14 protein-coding genes are annotated in these 17433 nt (G+C 73.0%); 5 read left to right on the forward strand and 9 right to left on the reverse strand.

From position 1 onward, the window contains the following. Positions 1-17: 17 nt before the first annotated feature. The 3 genes from ACIP37_RS29965 to ACIP37_RS29975 all read right to left on the reverse strand — a co-directional run bounded on the left by ACIP37_RS29965 (position 18) and on the right by ACIP37_RS29975 (position 3777). On the reverse strand, positions 18-692 hold the full coding sequence (locus tag ACIP37_RS29965) for a nitroreductase family protein (RefSeq protein WP_363631451.1): 675 nt from the start codon (positions 690-692) through the stop codon (positions 18-20). A gap of 134 nt (positions 693-826) precedes the next feature. After that, the gene (locus ACIP37_RS29970) at positions 827-2464 is read right to left on the reverse strand and encodes an ABC-F family ATP-binding cassette domain-containing protein (RefSeq protein ID WP_063347012.1); all 1638 of its coding nucleotides are present in this window, start codon (positions 2462-2464) and stop codon (positions 827-829) included. A 104-nt stretch (positions 2465-2568) separates the two neighbouring features. Further along, a complete protein-coding gene (locus ACIP37_RS29975) occupies positions 2569-3777 on the reverse strand; it encodes a trypsin-like serine peptidase (RefSeq protein ID WP_400811381.1) in 1209 nt (402 codons plus the stop codon). 528 nt (positions 3778-4305) lie between these two features. On the opposite strand from ACIP37_RS29975, the gene ACIP37_RS29980 reads away from it, so the two are divergent. Further along, the gene (locus tag ACIP37_RS29980) at positions 4306-5913 is read left to right on the forward strand and encodes an ABC-F family ATP-binding cassette domain-containing protein (RefSeq protein WP_363585689.1); all 1608 of its coding nucleotides are present in this window, start codon (positions 4306-4308) and stop codon (positions 5911-5913) included. A gap of 43 nt (positions 5914-5956) precedes the next feature. Here ACIP37_RS29980 and ACIP37_RS29985 read toward each other — a convergent pair whose 3' ends face one another. Then, positions 5957-7465, reverse strand: a complete 1509-nt coding sequence (locus tag ACIP37_RS29985) for a S41 family peptidase (RefSeq protein ID WP_400811383.1) — start codon at positions 7463-7465, stop codon at positions 5957-5959. A 245-nt stretch (positions 7466-7710) separates the two neighbouring features. On the opposite strand from ACIP37_RS29985, the gene ACIP37_RS29990 reads away from it, so the two are divergent. Both ACIP37_RS29990 and ACIP37_RS29995 read left to right on the forward strand, forming a co-directional pair. Continuing rightward, positions 7711-7923, forward strand: a complete 213-nt coding sequence (locus ACIP37_RS29990) for a hypothetical protein (RefSeq protein WP_063351004.1) — start codon at positions 7711-7713, stop codon at positions 7921-7923. A gap of 25 nt (positions 7924-7948) precedes the next feature. After that, positions 7949-8320 (forward strand): toxin Doc, encoded by a 372-nt coding sequence (locus ACIP37_RS29995; RefSeq protein WP_400334957.1) that lies wholly within the window; start codon positions 7949-7951, stop codon positions 8318-8320. A gap of 86 nt (positions 8321-8406) precedes the next feature. On the opposite strand, the gene ACIP37_RS30000 is transcribed toward ACIP37_RS29995, so the two are convergent. Continuing rightward, positions 8407-10458 (reverse strand): Pr6Pr family membrane protein, encoded by a 2052-nt coding sequence (locus ACIP37_RS30000; RefSeq protein ID WP_400844792.1) that lies wholly within the window; start codon positions 10456-10458, stop codon positions 8407-8409. Positions 10459-10749: 291 nt separating this feature from the next. On the opposite strand from ACIP37_RS30000, the gene ACIP37_RS30005 reads away from it, so the two are divergent. Beyond that, entirely contained in the window at positions 10750-12543 is a 1794-nt protein-coding gene (locus ACIP37_RS30005) for a hypothetical protein (protein WP_400811386.1), read from the forward strand. A 25-nt stretch (positions 12544-12568) separates the two neighbouring features. Next, positions 12569-12952: a DUF5955 family protein gene (locus ACIP37_RS30010; protein ID WP_400811388.1), complete on the forward strand. Its 384-nt coding sequence runs from the start codon at positions 12569-12571 to the stop codon at positions 12950-12952. 76 nt (positions 12953-13028) lie between these two features. Here ACIP37_RS30010 and ACIP37_RS30015 read toward each other — a convergent pair whose 3' ends face one another. From ACIP37_RS30015 to ACIP37_RS30030, 4 genes are all read right to left on the reverse strand, one after another. Beyond that, positions 13029-13574 carry a GNAT family N-acetyltransferase gene (locus ACIP37_RS30015; RefSeq protein ID WP_363585683.1) on the reverse strand — a complete coding sequence of 182 codons (546 nt, stop codon included), beginning with the start codon at positions 13572-13574 and terminating at the stop codon, positions 13029-13031. Positions 13575-13665: 91 nt separating this feature from the next. Continuing rightward, a complete protein-coding gene (locus ACIP37_RS30020; RefSeq protein WP_400811389.1) occupies positions 13666-14748 on the reverse strand; it encodes a hypothetical protein in 1083 nt (360 codons plus the stop codon). A gap of 5 nt (positions 14749-14753) precedes the next feature. Next, on the reverse strand, positions 14754-16904 hold the full coding sequence (locus ACIP37_RS30025; protein WP_400811391.1) for a hypothetical protein: 2151 nt from the start codon (positions 16902-16904) through the stop codon (positions 14754-14756). 38 nt (positions 16905-16942) lie between these two features. Then, positions 16943-17404 (reverse strand): hypothetical protein, encoded by a 462-nt coding sequence (locus tag ACIP37_RS30030; RefSeq protein WP_400811392.1) that lies wholly within the window; start codon positions 17402-17404, stop codon positions 16943-16945. Between the last annotated feature and the right edge of the window lie 29 nt (positions 17405-17433).

A 17433-nucleotide genomic window follows, 5' to 3' on the forward strand; every position in this document is an offset into this window, starting at 1 on the left:
GCGCACACGCCCGGCGGTCAGAGCCGGATCAGCACCTCGTCCAGCTCCTTGCGCCGCAGATCCGGCACCCGCGCCCCCTCGGCCGGGTAGCCGACCGGGATGACGTACGCGGCGCGCTCCTCCAGCGGACGCTCGCAGACCTCGTTGAGGAACTTCATCGGGCTCGGCGTGTGGGTCAGCGTCGCCAGCCCGGCCTGGTGCAGCGAGGCCAGCAGCAGTCCGACCGCGATCCCCACCGACTCCTTGGTGTAGTAAGGCCGCGGCGAATCGGGCCCCTTGTGCACCTCGAACACCACGATCACCGCCGGCGCGTCCTCCAGGAACGGCTTGCGCCAGTCGGTGCCGATCGGCGCCAGCGCGGCCAGCCACTCCTCCGACGCCCGGTGCGCGTAGAACTCGCGCTCCTCGGCCTCGGCGGCCTCGCGCAGACGCCGCTTGCGCTCCGGGTCGGTGATCACCACGAACCGCCAGGGCTGGATGTGCGCACCGCTGGGCGCGGTGTTGGCGGTCCGGATCGCCCACTCGACGACCCCGTCCGGGATCGGGTGGGTCGCGTAGTCGCGGACGGTCCGGCGCTGCGCCATCACGTCGTGGAAGGACTTGCTGCGGGCCTCGGCCTCGTGGGCCGGCACCGTCATCGGGGTGAGGGGGACGGTCGGATAGGGCGTCCCTGCCACTGCACTGTCAACCATGGTCGACAGCACAGCACATGACGGCCGCGCCGGGAAGAGGTCGAGACCAATCCGCAGATCAGGTCCATCCGGCGGGTCCATCCGGCAGGTTCATCCGGCAGGGCCGCCCGGCGGGGCCGCCCTGCCGGGCGGGACTACAGCTCGTGCACCCGCCCGTCCCGGACCTCGATCCGCCGGTTCACCGTGACGGTGTCCAGCATCCGCCGGTCGTGGGTGACCAGCAGCAGGGTCCCGGTGTACGAGCCGAGCGCCGCCTCCAACTGCTCGATCGCGGGCAGGTCCAGGTGGTTGGTGGGCTCGTCCAGCACCAGCAGGTTGACCCCGCGCGCCTGGAGCAGCGCCAGCGCGGCCCTGGTGCGCTCGCCGGGGGAGAGGGTGCCGGCCGGGCGCTTCACGTGCACCGCCTTGAGGCCGAACTTGGCCAGCAGGGTGCGCACCTCCTCCGGCGTGAACTCCGGGACGGCGGCGGCGAAGGCGTCCGCCAGCGGCTCGCCGCCGAGGAACAGCCCGCGCGCCTGGTCCACCTCGCCGACCACCACGCCGGAGCCCAACGAGGCGCTGCCGCCGTCGAGTTCGAGCCGGCCGAGCAGGGCGGCCAGCAGCGTCGACTTGCCCGCGCCGTTGGCGCCGGTGATGGCGACCCGGTCCGCCCAGTCGATCTGGAGGTCCACCGGGCCGAAGGCGAAGTCGCCGCGGCGGGCGACGGCCGCGCGCAGGGTGGCGACCACCGAGCCGGAGCGCGGGGCGGTGGCGATCTCCATCCGCAGCTCCCACTCCTTGCGCGGCTCCTCGACCACGTCCAGCCGCTCGATCATCCGCTGGGTCTGCCGGGCCTTGGAGGCCTGCTTCTCGGTCGACTCGGCGCGCTGCGCCTTTCCGATCTTGTCGTTGTCGGAGGACTTGCGGCGGGCGTTGCGCACGCCGTGCTCCATCCAGCCGCGCTGCATCCGGGCCCGGGCCTCCAGCCCGGCCTTGGTGTCGGCGTACTCGTCGTACTCCTCGCGGGCGTGCCGGCGGGCCACCGCGCGCTCCTCCAGGTACGCCTCGTAGCCGCCGCCGTACAGGTTGACCTGCTGCTGGTGCAGGTCCAGCTCCAGCACCTTGGTGACGGTGCGGGCCAGGAACTCGCGGTCGTGGCTGATCAGCACGGTGCCCGCGCGCAGGCCCTTGACGAAGGCCTCCAGCCGCTCCAGGCCGTCGAGGTCGAGGTCGTTGGTGGGCTCGTCCAGCAGGAAGACGTCGTAGCGGGAGAGCAGCAGCGAGGCGAGGCCGGCCCGGGCGGCCTGGCCGCCGGACAGCGCCGTCATCGGCAGGTCGAGCGAGACCTTCAGGCCGAGCGAGTCGGCGACCTCCTCGGCGCGCTCCTCCAGGTCGGCGCCGCCCAGCTCCAGCCAGCGGTCCAGGCTCGCCGCGTACGCGTCGTCGGCGCCCGGGCGGCCCTCGACCAGGCCCTCGGTGGCCTCGTCCAGCGCGGTCTGCGCGGCCGCCACGCCGGTGCGACGGGCCAGGAAGTCGCGCACCGACTCGCCCTCGCGCCGCTCCGGCTCCTGTGGCAGGTGGCCGATGTTGGCGGTCGCCGGGCTGAGCCGCAGCGAACCGCCCTCGGGGGTGTCCAGCCCGGCCAGCAGCCGCAGCAGCGTCGACTTGCCGGCGCCGTTCACGCCGACCAGGCCGATCACGTCACCGGGGGCGACGACCAGGTCCAGGCCGGAGAAGAGGGTGCGTTCGCCGTGACCGGCGGCGAGGTCCTTGACTACGAGTGTGGCGCTCATGATGAGCCCGATTGTAGGAGGAGCGGGCCGGGTGGCGGAAAAGCCCGGGGCCGCGGCGCGGCTGCCGCGACCCCGGGGACCGGCCGCGCAGGCTGGTCAGGAGGTCACTTGGACTTCTTCGAGAAGTAGTCGAACATCCGGGCCGCCACGTCGTCCAGGTACGGGCCGGCTTCCCAGGTGCTGGCGCCGTTGCCGATCGAGGTGTCGCTGACCAGGGCCGGCTTGCCGTCCTTGGCGGCGACCCAGCCGCCGCCGCTGCTGCCGCCGGTCATGTTGCAGCCGATCATCAGCATCGCCGGGCGGCTCGGGTCGCCGGTCTTCTTCACCGGCTTCCCGCTGTCGCAGTGGTCCAGCTCGACGCCGTCGAACGGCTTGCCGGCCGGGTAGCCGTAGGCGCTGACGCTGCTGAGCTGCTCACGCGGGGCGTTGAACCAGATCGGCACGGAGCCGCCGACGGTCTCCTCCAGCGACTTGCCGTCGCCGCTCGGGTTGGCGACCTTGATGATCCCGAAGTCGTACTGGCTCCACGGGCCGCCGTGCTCCGGGTCGGCCTCGGCCGACCACTGCGGCGAGACCATGCCGGCGGTCGCGCCCCACTCGCCGTACGGCTCGGCGGCGGTCTCGTTGGCCTGCTTGCCGCCGCTCAGCAGGCCGTTGCTGTTGTAGGCCGGGGCGAAGGAGATGTTGGTGTAGTACGTGCCGCCCTTGCCGCCGTTCAGGCAGTGGCTGGCGGTCCAGACCAGGTTGCTCTTGCCGGGGTTGGCCGGGTCGGAGACGACGGTGCCGGAGCACACGTAGTCCTCGTTCCCGTCCTTGAAGAAGAGCTTGCCGTTGACGTGCAGGTTCTTCGCGAACGGGTGCTGGGTCGGCTTGGCCTCGATGACGGTGGGCAGTGCGTCGCCGGTGCTCGGGGGCTGGGCGGTGGTGGGCTGCGCCGGGGCCGGGGCGGCCGGCTTCGAGGTCGGCTGGGCCGGCGGCTGCGTCGGGTCGGGCTGCGGCTGCGGCATCGGCTTGGGCTTGGCGTTCAGGATCCGCTGCAGGGTCCAGTAGCCCTTGACCGCCGGAGTGATCACGTTCTGCTGGGCCCACTTGTCCCAGTCCTCGAACTTCCAGGTCTTCAGCTCTTCGGCGGTCGGCAGCTTGATCGGCGCCGCGCCCGGCTTGCCGGTGGCGCCGGCCGCGACCGTCGGAGCCGTGGTCCGGGCCGTGACCGGGTCGCTGTTGTCCGGGCCGCACGCGGTCGCGGCCAGCACGGTCAGCGCGGCGACGGAGGCGCCCAGGACGGCACGGTTCGGCCGGTACATCGGTGACATGAGTTCAAATCCCCCTGTGAATAACCGCCACGCGACCCCTTCCTCGGGTACGGCTCCGGGGAGCCGCAGGCGTGGCAGGGGAGGAGTCTGCCATGCGGATAAAGGCCTCTTACGCACGCCCCCGGACTGGGGCGGGGCCGTCACCGGATCGGCACCGGACCGGCACCCGCCCTCCTCCGGGCGCCCGGAATCCGGTCGGGCGAGCCGCTTCCCGACGCGTGTCCAGGGGTGCTTCCCGGCGCGCCGAAATTCGGTTGCCCGGGTCCGGCGCCGTGCGTAGCGTGGACGGAGTCACCCGCCAGACAAGGAGAAGGCCGTTGCTCTACTGAGGTCCCGAGACACCGCCCCCGCCGCGCAGGCCCTTCGCCGCGCGGTGTGCGAGTGTGCGACCTCAGTCACGGCCCCGTGGCGAGCCCGATCCGGCTGATCCGGATCCGCCCCGCCCTCCCCCGGCCGTACCGGCCCGCACCCGCGGTGTCTCCCCGTGTTGCTCATCGTTTCCTTCGGCAACCACCCGGGAGGCCCTCCATGGCACAACCCACCACCGCCGTCCTCTGCACCGATCTCACCTTCGAGTGGCCCGACGGCAAGCCCGTCCTGGACGGCTTCCACCTCGCCGTCGGCCCCGGCCGCACCGGCCTGATCGGGCTCAACGGCGCCGGCAAGTCCACCCTGCTGCGGCTGATCGCCGGCGAGCTGACCCCGACCGGCGGCACCGTCCGGGTCGACGGCGAACTCGGCTACCTGCCCCAGGGGTTGACGCTGGACACCACCGTGCGGGTGGACGAGGCGCTCGGCATCCGGGCCACCCGTGAGGCCCTGCACGCCATCGAGTCCGGGGACTCCGACCAGCGCCACTTCGACGCCGTCGGCGACGACTGGGACGTCGAGGAGCGCGCCCGCGCCACCCTCGACCGGCTCGGCCTGCACCGCCTCGGCCTCGACCGCACCACCGGGGAGCTCTCCGGCGGCGAGGCCGTCCTGCTGCGCCTCGCCGCCCTGCTACTGCGCCGCCCCGACGTCCTGCTGCTCGACGAGCCCACCAACAACCTGGACCGGACGGCCCGGGAGCGGCTCTACGAGACGGTCGCAGGCTGGCACGGCGTCATGCTGATCGTCAGCCACGACCGCGAACTGCTCCAGCACGTCGACCAGATCGCCGACCTGCGGGACGGCGCGGTCACCTGGTACGGCGGCAACTTCGCCGAGTACGAGCGCACCCTCGCCGCCCAGCAGGAGACCGCCGAGCGGCTGCTGCGCAACGCCGAGGCCGACGTCGAGCGCCAGAAACGGGACTTGACCGAGGCCCGCACCCGGCTGGACCGCAGCGCCAGCTACGGCAAGAAGCGCTCGGTCACCCGCAACGACCCGCACATCTTCGCGGGCAAGCTCAAACGCCAGGGCCAGGAGACGGCCGGGCGGCTCCAGGGCATGCACACCGAGCGGCTGGAGGAGGCCCGGCAGCGGCTCACCGCCGCCGAGGAGGCGGTGCGCGACGACGCCGAGATCCGGATCGACCTGCCGCGCACGGCCGTCCCGGTCGGGCGCACCGTGCTCACCCTGCAGAAGGTCCGGCTGCCCTACGGCACCACCGCCGACCTCGACCTGCGCGGCCCCGAGCGGATCGCCCTGGTCGGCCGCAACGGCTCCGGCAAGACCACCCTGCTGCGCACCATCGCGGGCGAACTCGCCCCGCTGGAGGGCGAGGTCAGCACGCCGGTGCCGTTGCGCCACCTGCCGCAGCGGCTCGACCTGCTGGACGACAAGCTGACCGTGGCGGAGAACGTCAAGCTGTTCGCCCCCGCCGCCGGGGACAACGCGATCCGTGCCCGGCTGGCCCGCTTCCTGTTCCGCGGCGGCCGGGCCGACCAGCCCGCCGCCACCCTCTCCGGCGGCGAGCGGTTCCGGGCCACCCTGGCCGCGCTGCTGCTGGCCGACCCGCCGCCGCAGTTGCTGCTGCTCGACGAGCCGACCAACAATCTGGACCTCGCCAGCGTCCGCCAGCTCACCCAGGCGCTCGCCGCCTACCAGGGCGCGCTGATCGTGGCCAGCCACGACGTGCCGTTCCTGCGCGGCCTGGGCCTCACCCGGTGGCTGGAGCTGGACGGCGAACTGCGGGGGGTGGATCCGATGTAGGGGGACCGGTACGGCGCGGGCGGCCCCGCCCGCGACGCGGCCGCTACTGCTCGCCGAGGACGCGGCGGGCCGTGCTCAGGGCGGAGTCCTTGAGCCCGGCCAACTCCTCATCGGTGAACACCGGTGTGCGGATGTCCGGCGGGATGCCGGGGCCGTCGAAGGTGCTGCCGTCGGGCGTGAGGTACTTCTCGTTCGGCAGCACCACCATGAAGTCCGGCGAGAGGGTCTTGATCAGCACGTCGGAGAAGACGCCCTGGGTGTTCTCGCCGATCCGGACGACGTGCGGGGAGCGGCCCATCAGGGTCTGGGTGAAGGTCTCGGCGGCGCTGATCGACAGCGAGGAGGTGAGCAGGGCGACGGGGCCGGTGAAGTGCTCGGTGCGCGCGGGCCGCACCACGACCGGCTGCGGCCGGGTGAACTTCGTGGGGTCGGCCGGGTCGTCGCGGGCCACCTTGCGGTAGGCGACGTACGGGCGGTCGGTGAGCCGGGCGGCGATCTGCTGCCCGAGCGCGTCCGAGCCGCCGCCGTTCAGCCGGACGTCGATCACCAGGCCGTTGAGCCGGTCGGGGTCGGCGAGCAGGGCGTCCAGGGCCCGGTCGAGCTCCTTGGCCTGGGCGGCGAATCCGCCGGTCGCGTAACCGTCGAAGCCGCTCACCCGCAGGTAGCCGACGCCGTCCGGGAGCCGGCCCACGCCCAGCCGACTCACCCCCTGCGCGTTGACGGCGAACTCCTGTTCGGGGCCGGTCAGTTGTGCGTCGACGGCCCTGCGGGCCGCGTCCCGCAGGGCGGGCGTCGACTTCAGCGAGCCGTCGCGCCGGCCGGAGTAGACGCCGGTCGGGCCGGTGCCGGTCACCCGGGCCAGACTGGTGTGCGCGTCCTTGAGCGGGGTCAGCAGGTCGATGAAGATCTGCTGGAGCTGGTCGGTGGTGGTCGCCGGAGTGATCTTCGCGCGCTGCTCGTCGCGGGCCGCGTGCCAGTCGATCCCCTTGGCGGCGAAGAAGGGGTAGTTCTCCTCGAAGGTCTCCCAGAACCGGTCGAAGACCGCGAGCGGGTCGTTGGGGGCGGGCCGGGTGCACAGCGCCGGCAGCGCGTCCAGACGACGCAGTGTCTTGGTGCCCGTCCCGCCCTCCTCGACGTCGATCGCCCGGCGCCCGCCCGGCTGCGGGGTGAGGGTGAGGGCGTTGTCGCCCAGGACGTACCGGACGGTGCCGTCCCGGCCGGGGGCGCCGTCCTGCGTCCCGGTGACCCACCCCGGCACGCAGCTGTGCGTCGTCACGTCGTAGGTGGCCAGGCTGCTCCCGGAGACCACGGCCACCAGGCCGTACCCGTCCATCTGCCAGACCCCCTGGAGGGACCCGCCCCGCCTGTCCTGGCCGTCGGCCCGCGTCGCGGCCACCCCCGGCGCCGCCACCGTGACCGTCGTCGCGAGCGCCACCGCCGTGGCCGCCACCGCCCTGCCGACCGCCGCTCTGCCCACTGCCGCCCCGCTCGCCGTCGCCCGGCTCGGCGTCGTCCTGCTCGCTGCGGCCCTGCCCACTGCCCTGCGCGTCATCTCCGGCCTCCGTCGAACCGCCCGGCCTCCCCCGCGGAACCGCTCCGCCGCCTTGCCCCCGACGCTACGGCGGCCCCCACCGCCCCGGCGTCATCCCGCGCGCCCGACCCCCGCCCGACTTCGGGGCTACCCGCGGCTCCGCCGAAACCACTCCGTGGGGGTATCGACAGCAAACCCTTTTGACGGTGGGTGAAAATCCTCCGTCGGTGGTCCCAACTCCGGTGCGCTCCAGTACCATCGGCGCCATGCCTGCGCTCAACATCGAGTACACGGAGCACGAGCTCGCCGCGATCCGCGAGGCCGCCGCCGCGGACGGCAAGAGCATCAAGGCGTACATCCACGACCTGAGCGTGCGGGAGCAGCAGCGGCGGGTGTTCGTGGACCACGCGGTGGCGTTCTGGAAGTCGCACCGGGCGGAGTTCGACGCCGCGTTCCCGGAGGACGCGCCGGCGGCGTGAACGGCGCGGCGGGGGTGCGGGGATGATGCCGCTCCACGTCGACCTGCGCTGGCTGCTCGACGTGCAGGAGCTGGCCTCGCCGGAGGACCTCAGCGTGCGGGACTACTCCGCGCTCCAGGCCGCCGTCGCCCGGCACCGGGTGAACACCGCGCAACTCGGCCACGACGCCGACGCCGCCTGGTGCGCGGCCACCCTGATGCACACCATCGTGCTGCTGCGCCCCTTGCCGGTGCGCAACAACCTGTACGCCTGCATGACGACGGCCGCGTACATGCACGCGGCCAAGGAGGGCATCGACCCGCCGTACGGGGCGCTGGTCGAGCTGGCCCGCGACATCGCGGCGGGCGGGGCGGACGTGTTCGCGGCGGCCGACCGGATCCGCTCCTGGCGGATCTGAGGCCGGCCGCCGCGCGGACGGTCACCCGGGAAGGGAGCCCCCGGGAGAGGGCGACCCCGGGAAGGGCGCCATCTGCGCCCGGGCATTCAGGACTTGGCGGACCTCAGCTTGCCCGCGACCAGCGTTCCCAGCCGGTCCAGGCCGACCACGGCGGCGGCCAGCACCACGAACTCGACCGTCAGCAGGGCTATCTGGCCCCAGACGTAGCCGTAGCCCTTGGTGGTGGGGTCGAAGAAGAAGTAGGGGTAGGGCGTCGGGTAGTCGTCGAACAGCGCGTTCCGGGCGAGCACGATCGCCGCGTAGCCGAGTGGGAAGGCCAGCCAGAGCGGGATGTCCTTCCAGGCCGCCGCGTTGCGCGGCTTCAGCACCAGCCAGTCGGCGATCACCATCACCGGCGTCACGTAGTGCAGGAAGAACGACGACCAGTGCGCGAGCTTGTCCGGCCCGCTGACCAGCCCGGGCAGCGGGTTGGCGCCGTGCTGGAGCAGGACGTGCGAGACCAGCCCGGTGATCAGTATGTACAGGGTGGCGGCGCCGCGCAGCCGGGGCGCGGGCGCGTCCACGGTGTCGCGCTTGAGCATCCAGTACACGGCGCCGATGAAGTAGCCGAGCACGATGACGTTGCTCTGCACGGTGAAGAACACCAGCGGCGCGGTTCCGAGGGTCAGGCCGAGGCCCGCCGAGAGCACGATGCCCATGCGCCACCACAGCGCGGGGCGGGTCCGGACTGTCATGCGGCCACCAGTTCGTTTCAGGCGATACGGGAGGTATCGGACGGCTAAGGGGGAACGCCGCACTCTACTCGCAGGTAGCGGGGGGACGGAAGAAACGGTCCTGCTCGGGACTGGACCCGCCGGACTCCGCAGCCCGGCTGGACTCCAACGGCCCCGTCGGTCCCTGAGCCCCCCTCGGCTCAACTCGGCAGGACGAAGCCCGACTCGTACGCCGCGATCACCACGCGGATGCCGTCGCGGGCCCCGTCGCGGCTCTCGCCGTGCACGCTTTCGCCGTGCGCGCTCCCGCCGTGGTCGTCCTCGTTCATCGTGTCCCTCCCCCCCCGGCAGCCAGACGGCCAGCCGCCACGTCGTCCCGTCCTCGCTCGGCCCCGCCGTGCTCCCGCCGCGCAGGGCGGTCGCGCGCTCCCCGATCCCGCGCAGCCCGCGCCCGCCGCCAGGGCGGCTCGGGCGGGCGGGGCCCAGCGGGTTGGTGAGTTCGATCTCCAACCGGCCCCCGGCCAGGACGACCCGCAGTCCGGCCGGCGCGGGCCCGGCGTACCGCAGCACGTTGGCCAGGCCCTCCTGCACGATCCGGTACGCCTCCCGGGAGACCCCGGCGGGCAGCCGGGCCAGGCCCGGGGCCAGCTCGGCGTCCACCGTCACACCGGTGCGGGCGAGTTGGCGCAGCAGGTCGTCCAGCCCGCCGAGCGTCGGCCCGGCGGGCCGGTCGGCGTCGGCCTCCTCCTCGCGCAACAGCCCGAGCACGGCGTCCAGTTCGGCGACGGCCGCTCGCGTGGTCCGCTCGATCGCCTGGAGTGCCTCGGCGGCGAAGTCCGGGTCGGTGCGCAGCACCCGGGCGGCCGCCGAGGCCTGGATGCCGACCGCGCTGAGCGCGTGCCCGACCGAGTCGTGCAGTTCGCGGGCCAGCCGGTTGCGCTGGGCGAGCACGGTGGTCCGGCGTTCGGCGGCGGCCAGCCGCTCCTCCGGGGTCGGGCCGAGCAGGGCCGGCGCCCAGCGGGCCAGCAGGGCGCCGCAGCCGGCGCTGGTGGCGACGATCAGCAGCAGGAGGGCGAGGCCCAGCGCCGGGCCGGTGAGCATCCAGCCGGGGAAGCGGCCCTCCCGGTACCTCGCGAGATCCCCGCACAGCGCCCGGGCCGCGGCCCCCTCCAGCGCCCGTACGGTCGGCACCAGCGCGGTGGCGGCGGCCATCGGCAGGGAGGTGAACAGCGCGGTGAGCTGTAGGAGCGTCTGGCGCAGTTGCCCCTGGTCCGGGTCGAGCGCCCCGAGCATCACCACCGAGAGCAGCCAGTACGGCATCAGCAGCGCGCCGCCCAGCACCAGGTGCACCCAGGGCAGCCGGGCCCGCCGCCCCAGCAGCGCCCCCGCCGCCCGCCGCATCCGGCCGCCCGCCCCCGTGTTCACCCGGGTGACCCTACGTCAGCGGGTGCGCGGCCCGCGGCCGTCCGTCCGGTCGGCGCCACCGCGCCCGCCGACGGGGCCGGCAGTAGCCCGGGCCGGCGCCGCGCGTCCTCCCTGATCCTCATGCCGTCCACGGTCCCGCCGCCCCCCGGGCCGACGCGTCAACCCGGCGAACGGTCCCCCTCCCCCTCCAGGGGGATCTTGCCCTGCGACCCTCCTCCCGGGCCGGGGGAGCGTCGTTGACCCGGACACACGCCTCACGAGACACGCAGGTGGACGGGAGAGGACACCGCCATGGCCGAACCGTCCGTACCGGTACCGCCGCCCCGGTACCCGCACCCGCACCCGCCCCTGCCACCGGTCGCCCCGACGGTGCCCGACCCGCTGCAGCAGCTCATCCAGGCCCAGACCGGCGCGCCGCGCGGCGACGCCACCGCCTACCTGCGGGCGGGAGCGCACCTCGACCCGGCCTTCCGGGACGCGGTGATCGAGGAACTCGCCGAACACCCGTACCGGGTACCGCCGCCGACCCCCGGGGTCGACCTGGCGGCGGTGCTCAAGGAGTGCTACGCGGCGCGGCGGCAGGCGGTGGGGCGGGCGGTGCTGGTCCTGCTGACCGCGGCCGTGCTGCCCGTGCTCGCGGTGTGCGGCGCCGTCTCCCTCATGGCGTCCGGTCAGGCCGACGTGCCGCACGCGCTCGATGTGCTGCTGCGGTTCTGGCTGCTGCAACTGACCGTCCCCCTGGTGTTCGTGGCGGCCTGGCTGATCCGGTCCGACCGGCCCCGGCGCCGCCGGACCGGCAACTGGCTGGCCGTCGGCTGCCTGCTCGGCGCGGTCGAGGTGCTCGGGTGGCACTGGATCGCCGCCCTGCTGGCCGTCTGGTTCGCGGTGTCCCTGGCCGGCCGGCGGCGGCTCGAACAGACGCTGTACGAGCTCGGCACCGGCCGGGCCGCCGCCCCCGAGGACCCCCTCCGCAAGAACCTGTACCGGCGGCTCGCGCGGCAGCAGGCCGACCCCGACGTCGTCTACAGCGACTACGCGCCCTTCGTCGGCGCCGGGATCGAGATCGACCACTGGTCCTTCGCCGACGACCTGCTGCCCGACGACCCGCTGCCCGAGGCCCAGGCCGAACCAGCGGCCACCGCACAGGCGTTGACCGTTCCGGCCGTCCACGCCCGGCTGCGCACCGAACTCGCCCGCCTCGGCGCCGCCGACACACCCGCCTACCCGGGCGACCGCCTGCACGGGATCGCCGTGCACGACCTCGTGTTCAAGAGCGGCAAACGCCTCGGCCCCGCCGCCGACTGGTGCGGCCACGGCCCCGGCACCGCGTTCGCCGCCCTCGCCCCGTACGCGGCCCACTGCGCCGCCGCGCTGAACGGGGGCGGGCCGGACCCGGAGCACTGGTGGGTGGAGAGCGTCGACCTCGCCGCCGAGGAACGGCTGCGGCACTACCTGGCGGTGCGGGTCGCGGGCTGGCGCGAGGAGATCGTCGTCACCGTGTTCGTGCGGGCCCAACTCCAGGGCGGGCAGCTGTTCCTGGAGAGCAGGGCCTTCGTGCTGCCGCCGATCGCGCGGGCCTACCACGCGATCGACACCGCGGCCCCGCCCGCCGATCTCGGCGACTGGCTCGGCCTCTGCGCGGCGTCCCTCGCGGCGCTGCCCGCTCTGGTGGCGGGCTCGGTCGGCGTGCTGCGCCGCGCCGCGCGCAGCCGGCGCGCCGTCGGGCGCAACGCGCTCCGCTACGCCCGGATGTGCCGGGAGAACCGGCTGGTCGACCACGGCCCCACGCTGTCCGTCCGGGAGCTGGGAGCGGAGCGCGCGTACCAGCAGCTGTTCCAGGAGATGGACGTCCAGCGGTACGTGAAGTGCGTCAGGGCCCGGATCGTGTCGGCCGTCCACGACTGCCTGCGGGACCACGGCTACCGGACGGACGGGGCGGAGCAGTTGCAGCACGTGGTGATCAACAACGGCGTGCAGGTGCACGGCGACGTCCACGGCGTCGTGCAGACCGGGGACGCGGCCAACGCCTCGTACCGGACGCTCACCACCCCGGCGCCGCGCGTCGGCGGCACCCGGCAGGACTGAACGGCACCAGGAACAGGGGAACAGCGTGAACGACGACGGCCACGGGATCAGCATCACCGGGAACGTCACGGGCATCGTGCAGAGCGGCAGCCACGCCCGCGCCGAGTACACCCACCAGCAGACCGCCCCCACCCCGGGCGAGGCACCCGAACTGCGCGCCCTGCTCGCGGCGGCGGACGCGCTGCGCGAGCGGCTGCGGGCGCTCGCCCCGGACGAACTGCCGCCCGCCGCCGCGGAGGTGGCCGGGCAGGCGCTCGACGAGCTGGCGGCTGCCGCCCCTGAGGGCCGGCAGCCGGACGGCGGCCGAGTCAGGCGCGCCGTCTTCACGCTCACCGGCGCCCTCGGGGCCGCGGCGGCCCTCACCGAGGCCCTGCGGGCCCTGACCTCGGCCGCCGCCCCCTGGTTCTGAGGGCCGCCCTCTGGCCTCTCGCTCGCCCGCTCGCCCGCTCGCCCGGCCCCCCGGCCTCCCGGCCCGGCCCCTGGGCTCAGGCCGTCCGGTGGATCAGCCGGTCCTCGTCGTCGGTGCGGCCGTCCGGGTCCGGCAGCAGCCCGAGCCGCTCGGCGAGCCGGCGGGACGGCACGTTGTCCGGGTGGATCAGGGCGACCACCGGCACGCCGGGGAAGCGCGGCAGCGCCTCCGCCATCGCCGCCCGGGCCGCCTCGGCGGCGTAGCCCAGGCCCCAGGCGGACGGCCGGAAGCGGTAGTAGAGGTTGAACACCCGCTCGCCGTCCAGCGTGTGCAGGTAGAGCCCGGCGAACCCGATGACCGCCTCCGGCTCCTCCCGGGTGGACACGGTGCAGTACCCCACCCCGTCCCGCGCCCAGTCGGCGACGAAGCCGTCCAGCATCTCCCGGCTCGCCGCCCGGTCGCGGTGGGGTCCGTTGGGGTTGTAGCGGTTGGTCTCCGGATCCCCGTGGATCGCGAACACCGCCTCCACGTCCCCCTCCTGGGGCCGGCCGAGGACCAGCCGCTCGGAGGCGGTGACGATCGTGCGGGTGGCGGGTCCGGTGGCGGGTCCGGTGGTGGTCATGGCGCTTCCCCCGTGTCATGCGTAATAGGTCTACCGCACCATAGGCCATTACCCCGACAGTCGCCCGACCATTTCCGTCCACCCGCCCCGGCTACAGGATCGGCTCACACCCGATGGCCTTGCCCCCGGCGGTCAGGAACTGGCGCATCAGGTCCTTCTGGTCGGGGAACAGGAAGGGCCTTTCGAGGCTGTGTTCGTACCCGCCGCCGACGGTGAAGAAGACGTCCTTGCCCTGACAGGTGGCGACGAGCGTCCCGCCGGCGACCCAGCTGGCTCGCCCGAACTCGGACGGCTCCTTGCCGTCCTTCTGGGCTAGGGCGGTGACCCGCGGCTCGGTGGTGATCGTGAATTCCTGTGACCGACTGTCGTGTCTCGGGTCCTCGCCGATCGTGCAGGACCAGATCGGGTTGGACGCGGTGGTGACCTGCTGCGGCATGGGCCACTGGGCCTCGGGGTTCTTCGCGGGTGCGAACCCGGGCAGGCCGCAGAGGTTGGCCCAGTCCGGTTCCGTCTGGGCCGCCTTCGCCGACAGGCTCTTCGGTGCCGGAAGTGTCCGGTCCGCGCACGAGCGGGCCTTGGCCACACTGTTGGCGAAGGCCACGGCCAGGCGGGCCCTGGCCTCGTCATGGCCCGCCTCGCTGGTGCTCACCTCGGCACGTACGCCCTTCTGGCACGCCTCGGGGAGCACGGCCCACGCGGCGCCCGGGGTGACCGAGCCGGCCGATTCGCCGGAGAACAGCCGGGCATCCGACGCGGCCAATGCGCCCGGGCCGTCAGCGGTGTTGAGGACGATGGTGAACCGCACGACCTTCTTGGAGGTCTCGAACAAGCCGGAGCTGACCGTGGCGGAGCAGCTGTTCCCGGTGGAGTTCTTCGTCGCCGAGTAGCCCTTCTTGTTCTCACTCATCGGTCCGGACCCCAGCAGGTCGTGCACCTGCTCCGCTGTGGCCGCTCCGTCGCACACGCTGTCGGGCCCGCCGATGTTCGTCAGCCGGTACAGCGCGAAGCCCGCCGCCCCTGCCAGGGCGAGGGAGAATGCCAACAGCACCGCCGTCAACCGCACCCGCAGGGCGCGCGTGGTGAACCCGCGCCGATTGAGTGCCGCGTCGACCCTGCCGGCCAGCCCTACGGCGTCGTCGGGACGCCCGCTCTTGCTCTTGCTCTTGGTCTCCATAGTCCTCACGCCCTGCCGAACACGGTGCGATAGGTGGTGTCGATTCCGTTGTTGTAGGCGGATCCCGCGGTCCTCTGGAGCTGCTGTGGCACGCCCCCGTCGAGGTCCATGGTCTGATGGTCGACTCCGGACATGATCAGCTTGTAGTCGATCATCGCCTTCAGCTGCTGCTGTCCTGCCGAGAAGTGGGAGCTCAGGTTGTCCTGGAGCTTGCTGTCGATCTTGGCCTTGGCGGCGTCGGCGTAGGTGGCCGTCCCGATATCGGCGTAGCGCTGCGCGATGTCGCCCACACCCGGAATCAAGTTCAGGGGTGTGCCGAGCAGGTGGTAATTCATCTTCGCCTGCCAGTCCTGGGCAGACTTGGCGGAGTCCGCGTGGTCGACGACGGAGTCGGCGTACACCGCGTCGAGCGCGCCGAGCGTCCTGCCGGACTCGTGGACGAGGGCATCCAGTCCGTGGTTCACACCACCCGTCGCATCGGGCTTCACCGCGTCGGGGCCGTACCCGTCCAGGCGGCGGGCGATCTCCTGGGTCTCGGCGTGCTGGATGACGGCGAATGCCGCCGGGTCCTCGACGGTGCCTCGGATCAGGCGCAACAGCTGCTCGCGGTTGACGGTGAGCCCGTCCGGCTGGGACGCGCCGTACAGGTCCTTGCCGAGGATCTCGTGCGTGTCCGCAGCGTAGTCGGCGATCATGTCGGCCATCGGCCGACGGAGTCCGGCCGGAAGGGACGTCTTGTCCCCGGGGCCGGCGCCCGCGAACGACTTCATCGTCTCGTCCATGATCTGCGACATGACCTTGTCGTGCGGGCGGACGACCGGTTGGTCGCTGTGTGGGTCCCGACCGGTCGTGGCCGCCTCCAGGGCATAGCCGAATGCGCTACGGGAGGGAGTGAAGTCGGCGGGAACGTTCTGCTCGTTTCCCTGGAAGGGCCACTTCCGGTCGTGCAGGAGGTAGTCCAGGTTCTTGCTCTTCCCGGGGTCGAAGAAGTCCTTCGAGGCATCGGGGGTGCGGCTCAGAGCCTTCATCAGACCGCCCATGGGGTCGGTCTGGTCGGCCAGGGTCTCCCAGTTGCGGCCCCAGAGGTCCTCGCCCTTGGTCTTGCTGGTGCGCTCGTAGTCGACCAGGTCGTTGCCGACCTTGAGCAGGAACGCCTTGTCGTACGTCCCCTTCGCCCCCATCAGCGCCGTCAGCGCCGGGTAGTTGTCGTTGAACCCCGCCGCAGAGCCTCCCGGGCGGCGGGCGGCGGCCAGCAGGCCGTCCTCCCAGGCCTTGCCCATTCCTCCGTCATGGGTGGCCGTGGCGAGCACCACCGACAGGTTGCCGTAGACGTCCTGGTAGCCCTTGGCGTTGTGGTTGCCGTGGGCGAGGCCGTCGTAGACCTTGCTGTACTCCAGCAGGGCGTCCGGGCCGGTCTTCCCGCCGTAGTCGAGGCCGTTGAGCAGCGTGGTGGAGAAGTCCTTGTTGCCCGCGTTGGCGGCCATGATGTCCTGCAACTGCTTCAGCTGCGGATCGCTGAGGCTGCCGGCCTTGGCCATCAGGTCCTTGGCCCGGTTGGCGTCGGCGATCGGGCCGCCGCCGTAGGGCGTGGGGTTGAAGGCCGTGGTGCTGGTGCCGATGTCGCCCTGGAGTGCGGCGGTGGCCCGCTGGTCGGCGGAGTCGGCCTTCTCGACGGCCTTCGTCAGCCGGGCCGCGATGGCCTCGGCCTTGGCCGCGAGCGTCTGAGCCAGCTTCTCGCCGTCGGGGTCGTTCCGCGTCTCCTTCGGCAGGGTCCAGTTGACCTGGCCGTCCGCGGCGACGGTCATGTTGTCGCTCTGGGCGTCGTGGATCGCCGTGTCGAGGTCGCGGCGGGCGGCGGCGAAGTCCTCGGCGGCGGTCTTCATGATCGCGGCGAGGGCGGTGGCGACGGTCGAGGCCTGCTTGAAGTCGCCGTCGACGGTCTGGAGCACCTTGGTCGCGTCGTCGGCCGCCGCGCCCTTCCAACCGGCCCGCTGCGCGGTGCTGGTGAGGTCCTTGGCGACCCGGCCGTCCAGGGCGGTGAGGGCCTTGGCGACGCCGGCCCAGGCTTCGGCGGCGTCGGTGATCCCGGAGAAGTCGGCCTCGTGCAGTTCCTTGAAGGACACCATGTGTCCGGGCTCCCCCTTCTGGTCTTCCAACTGCTGTTCTTCTGGGGCCAAACAGGGCCAAACAGGGCCTAGCGGCCCGCGCGGAGGTCGGCGGCGGTCGCGGCTTCGTTGGCGCTGTAGGACTGCTCGGTCCTGTCGAGGTTGCCGGCGGCCTTGCCGAGCGTGTCGTGCAGGGCCTTGCACTGCTGCATCCAGCGCTCGGTGCAGCCGGTGAGGGCGCCGCCGAAGGAGAAGCCGCGGATCCTGGTCGCCGCGGTGCTCGCGTACTCGGTGAGGCCGTGTGCGCCGGGCCCGGCCTTGCCGTTCGCGTTGTCGAGGTCGGTGGCGATCTGTCGGGCCATCCCGGCCGAGGCGTTGAGTTCGTGCGGGACGTCCAGCCGGGTGGTCACCAGACCCGGGGCGAGGACGGGCGCGGGCACGTTGCCGCCACCGGACTGGACGGGTGGGGCGTACGGCGCGGTCCTGGCCGAGCCGGGTGCCGGAGCCGAGGCCGGCGAGACCGGCCCGGTGGTGAAGTACGGGCTAACCATGTGTGTGCAACTCCTTCTCGTCGAGAAGG

Origin of the sequence: Kitasatospora sp. NPDC088861 (assembly GCF_044750105.1) — a bacterium.
Classification (GTDB): domain Bacteria; phylum Actinomycetota; class Actinomycetes; order Streptomycetales; family Streptomycetaceae; genus Kitasatospora.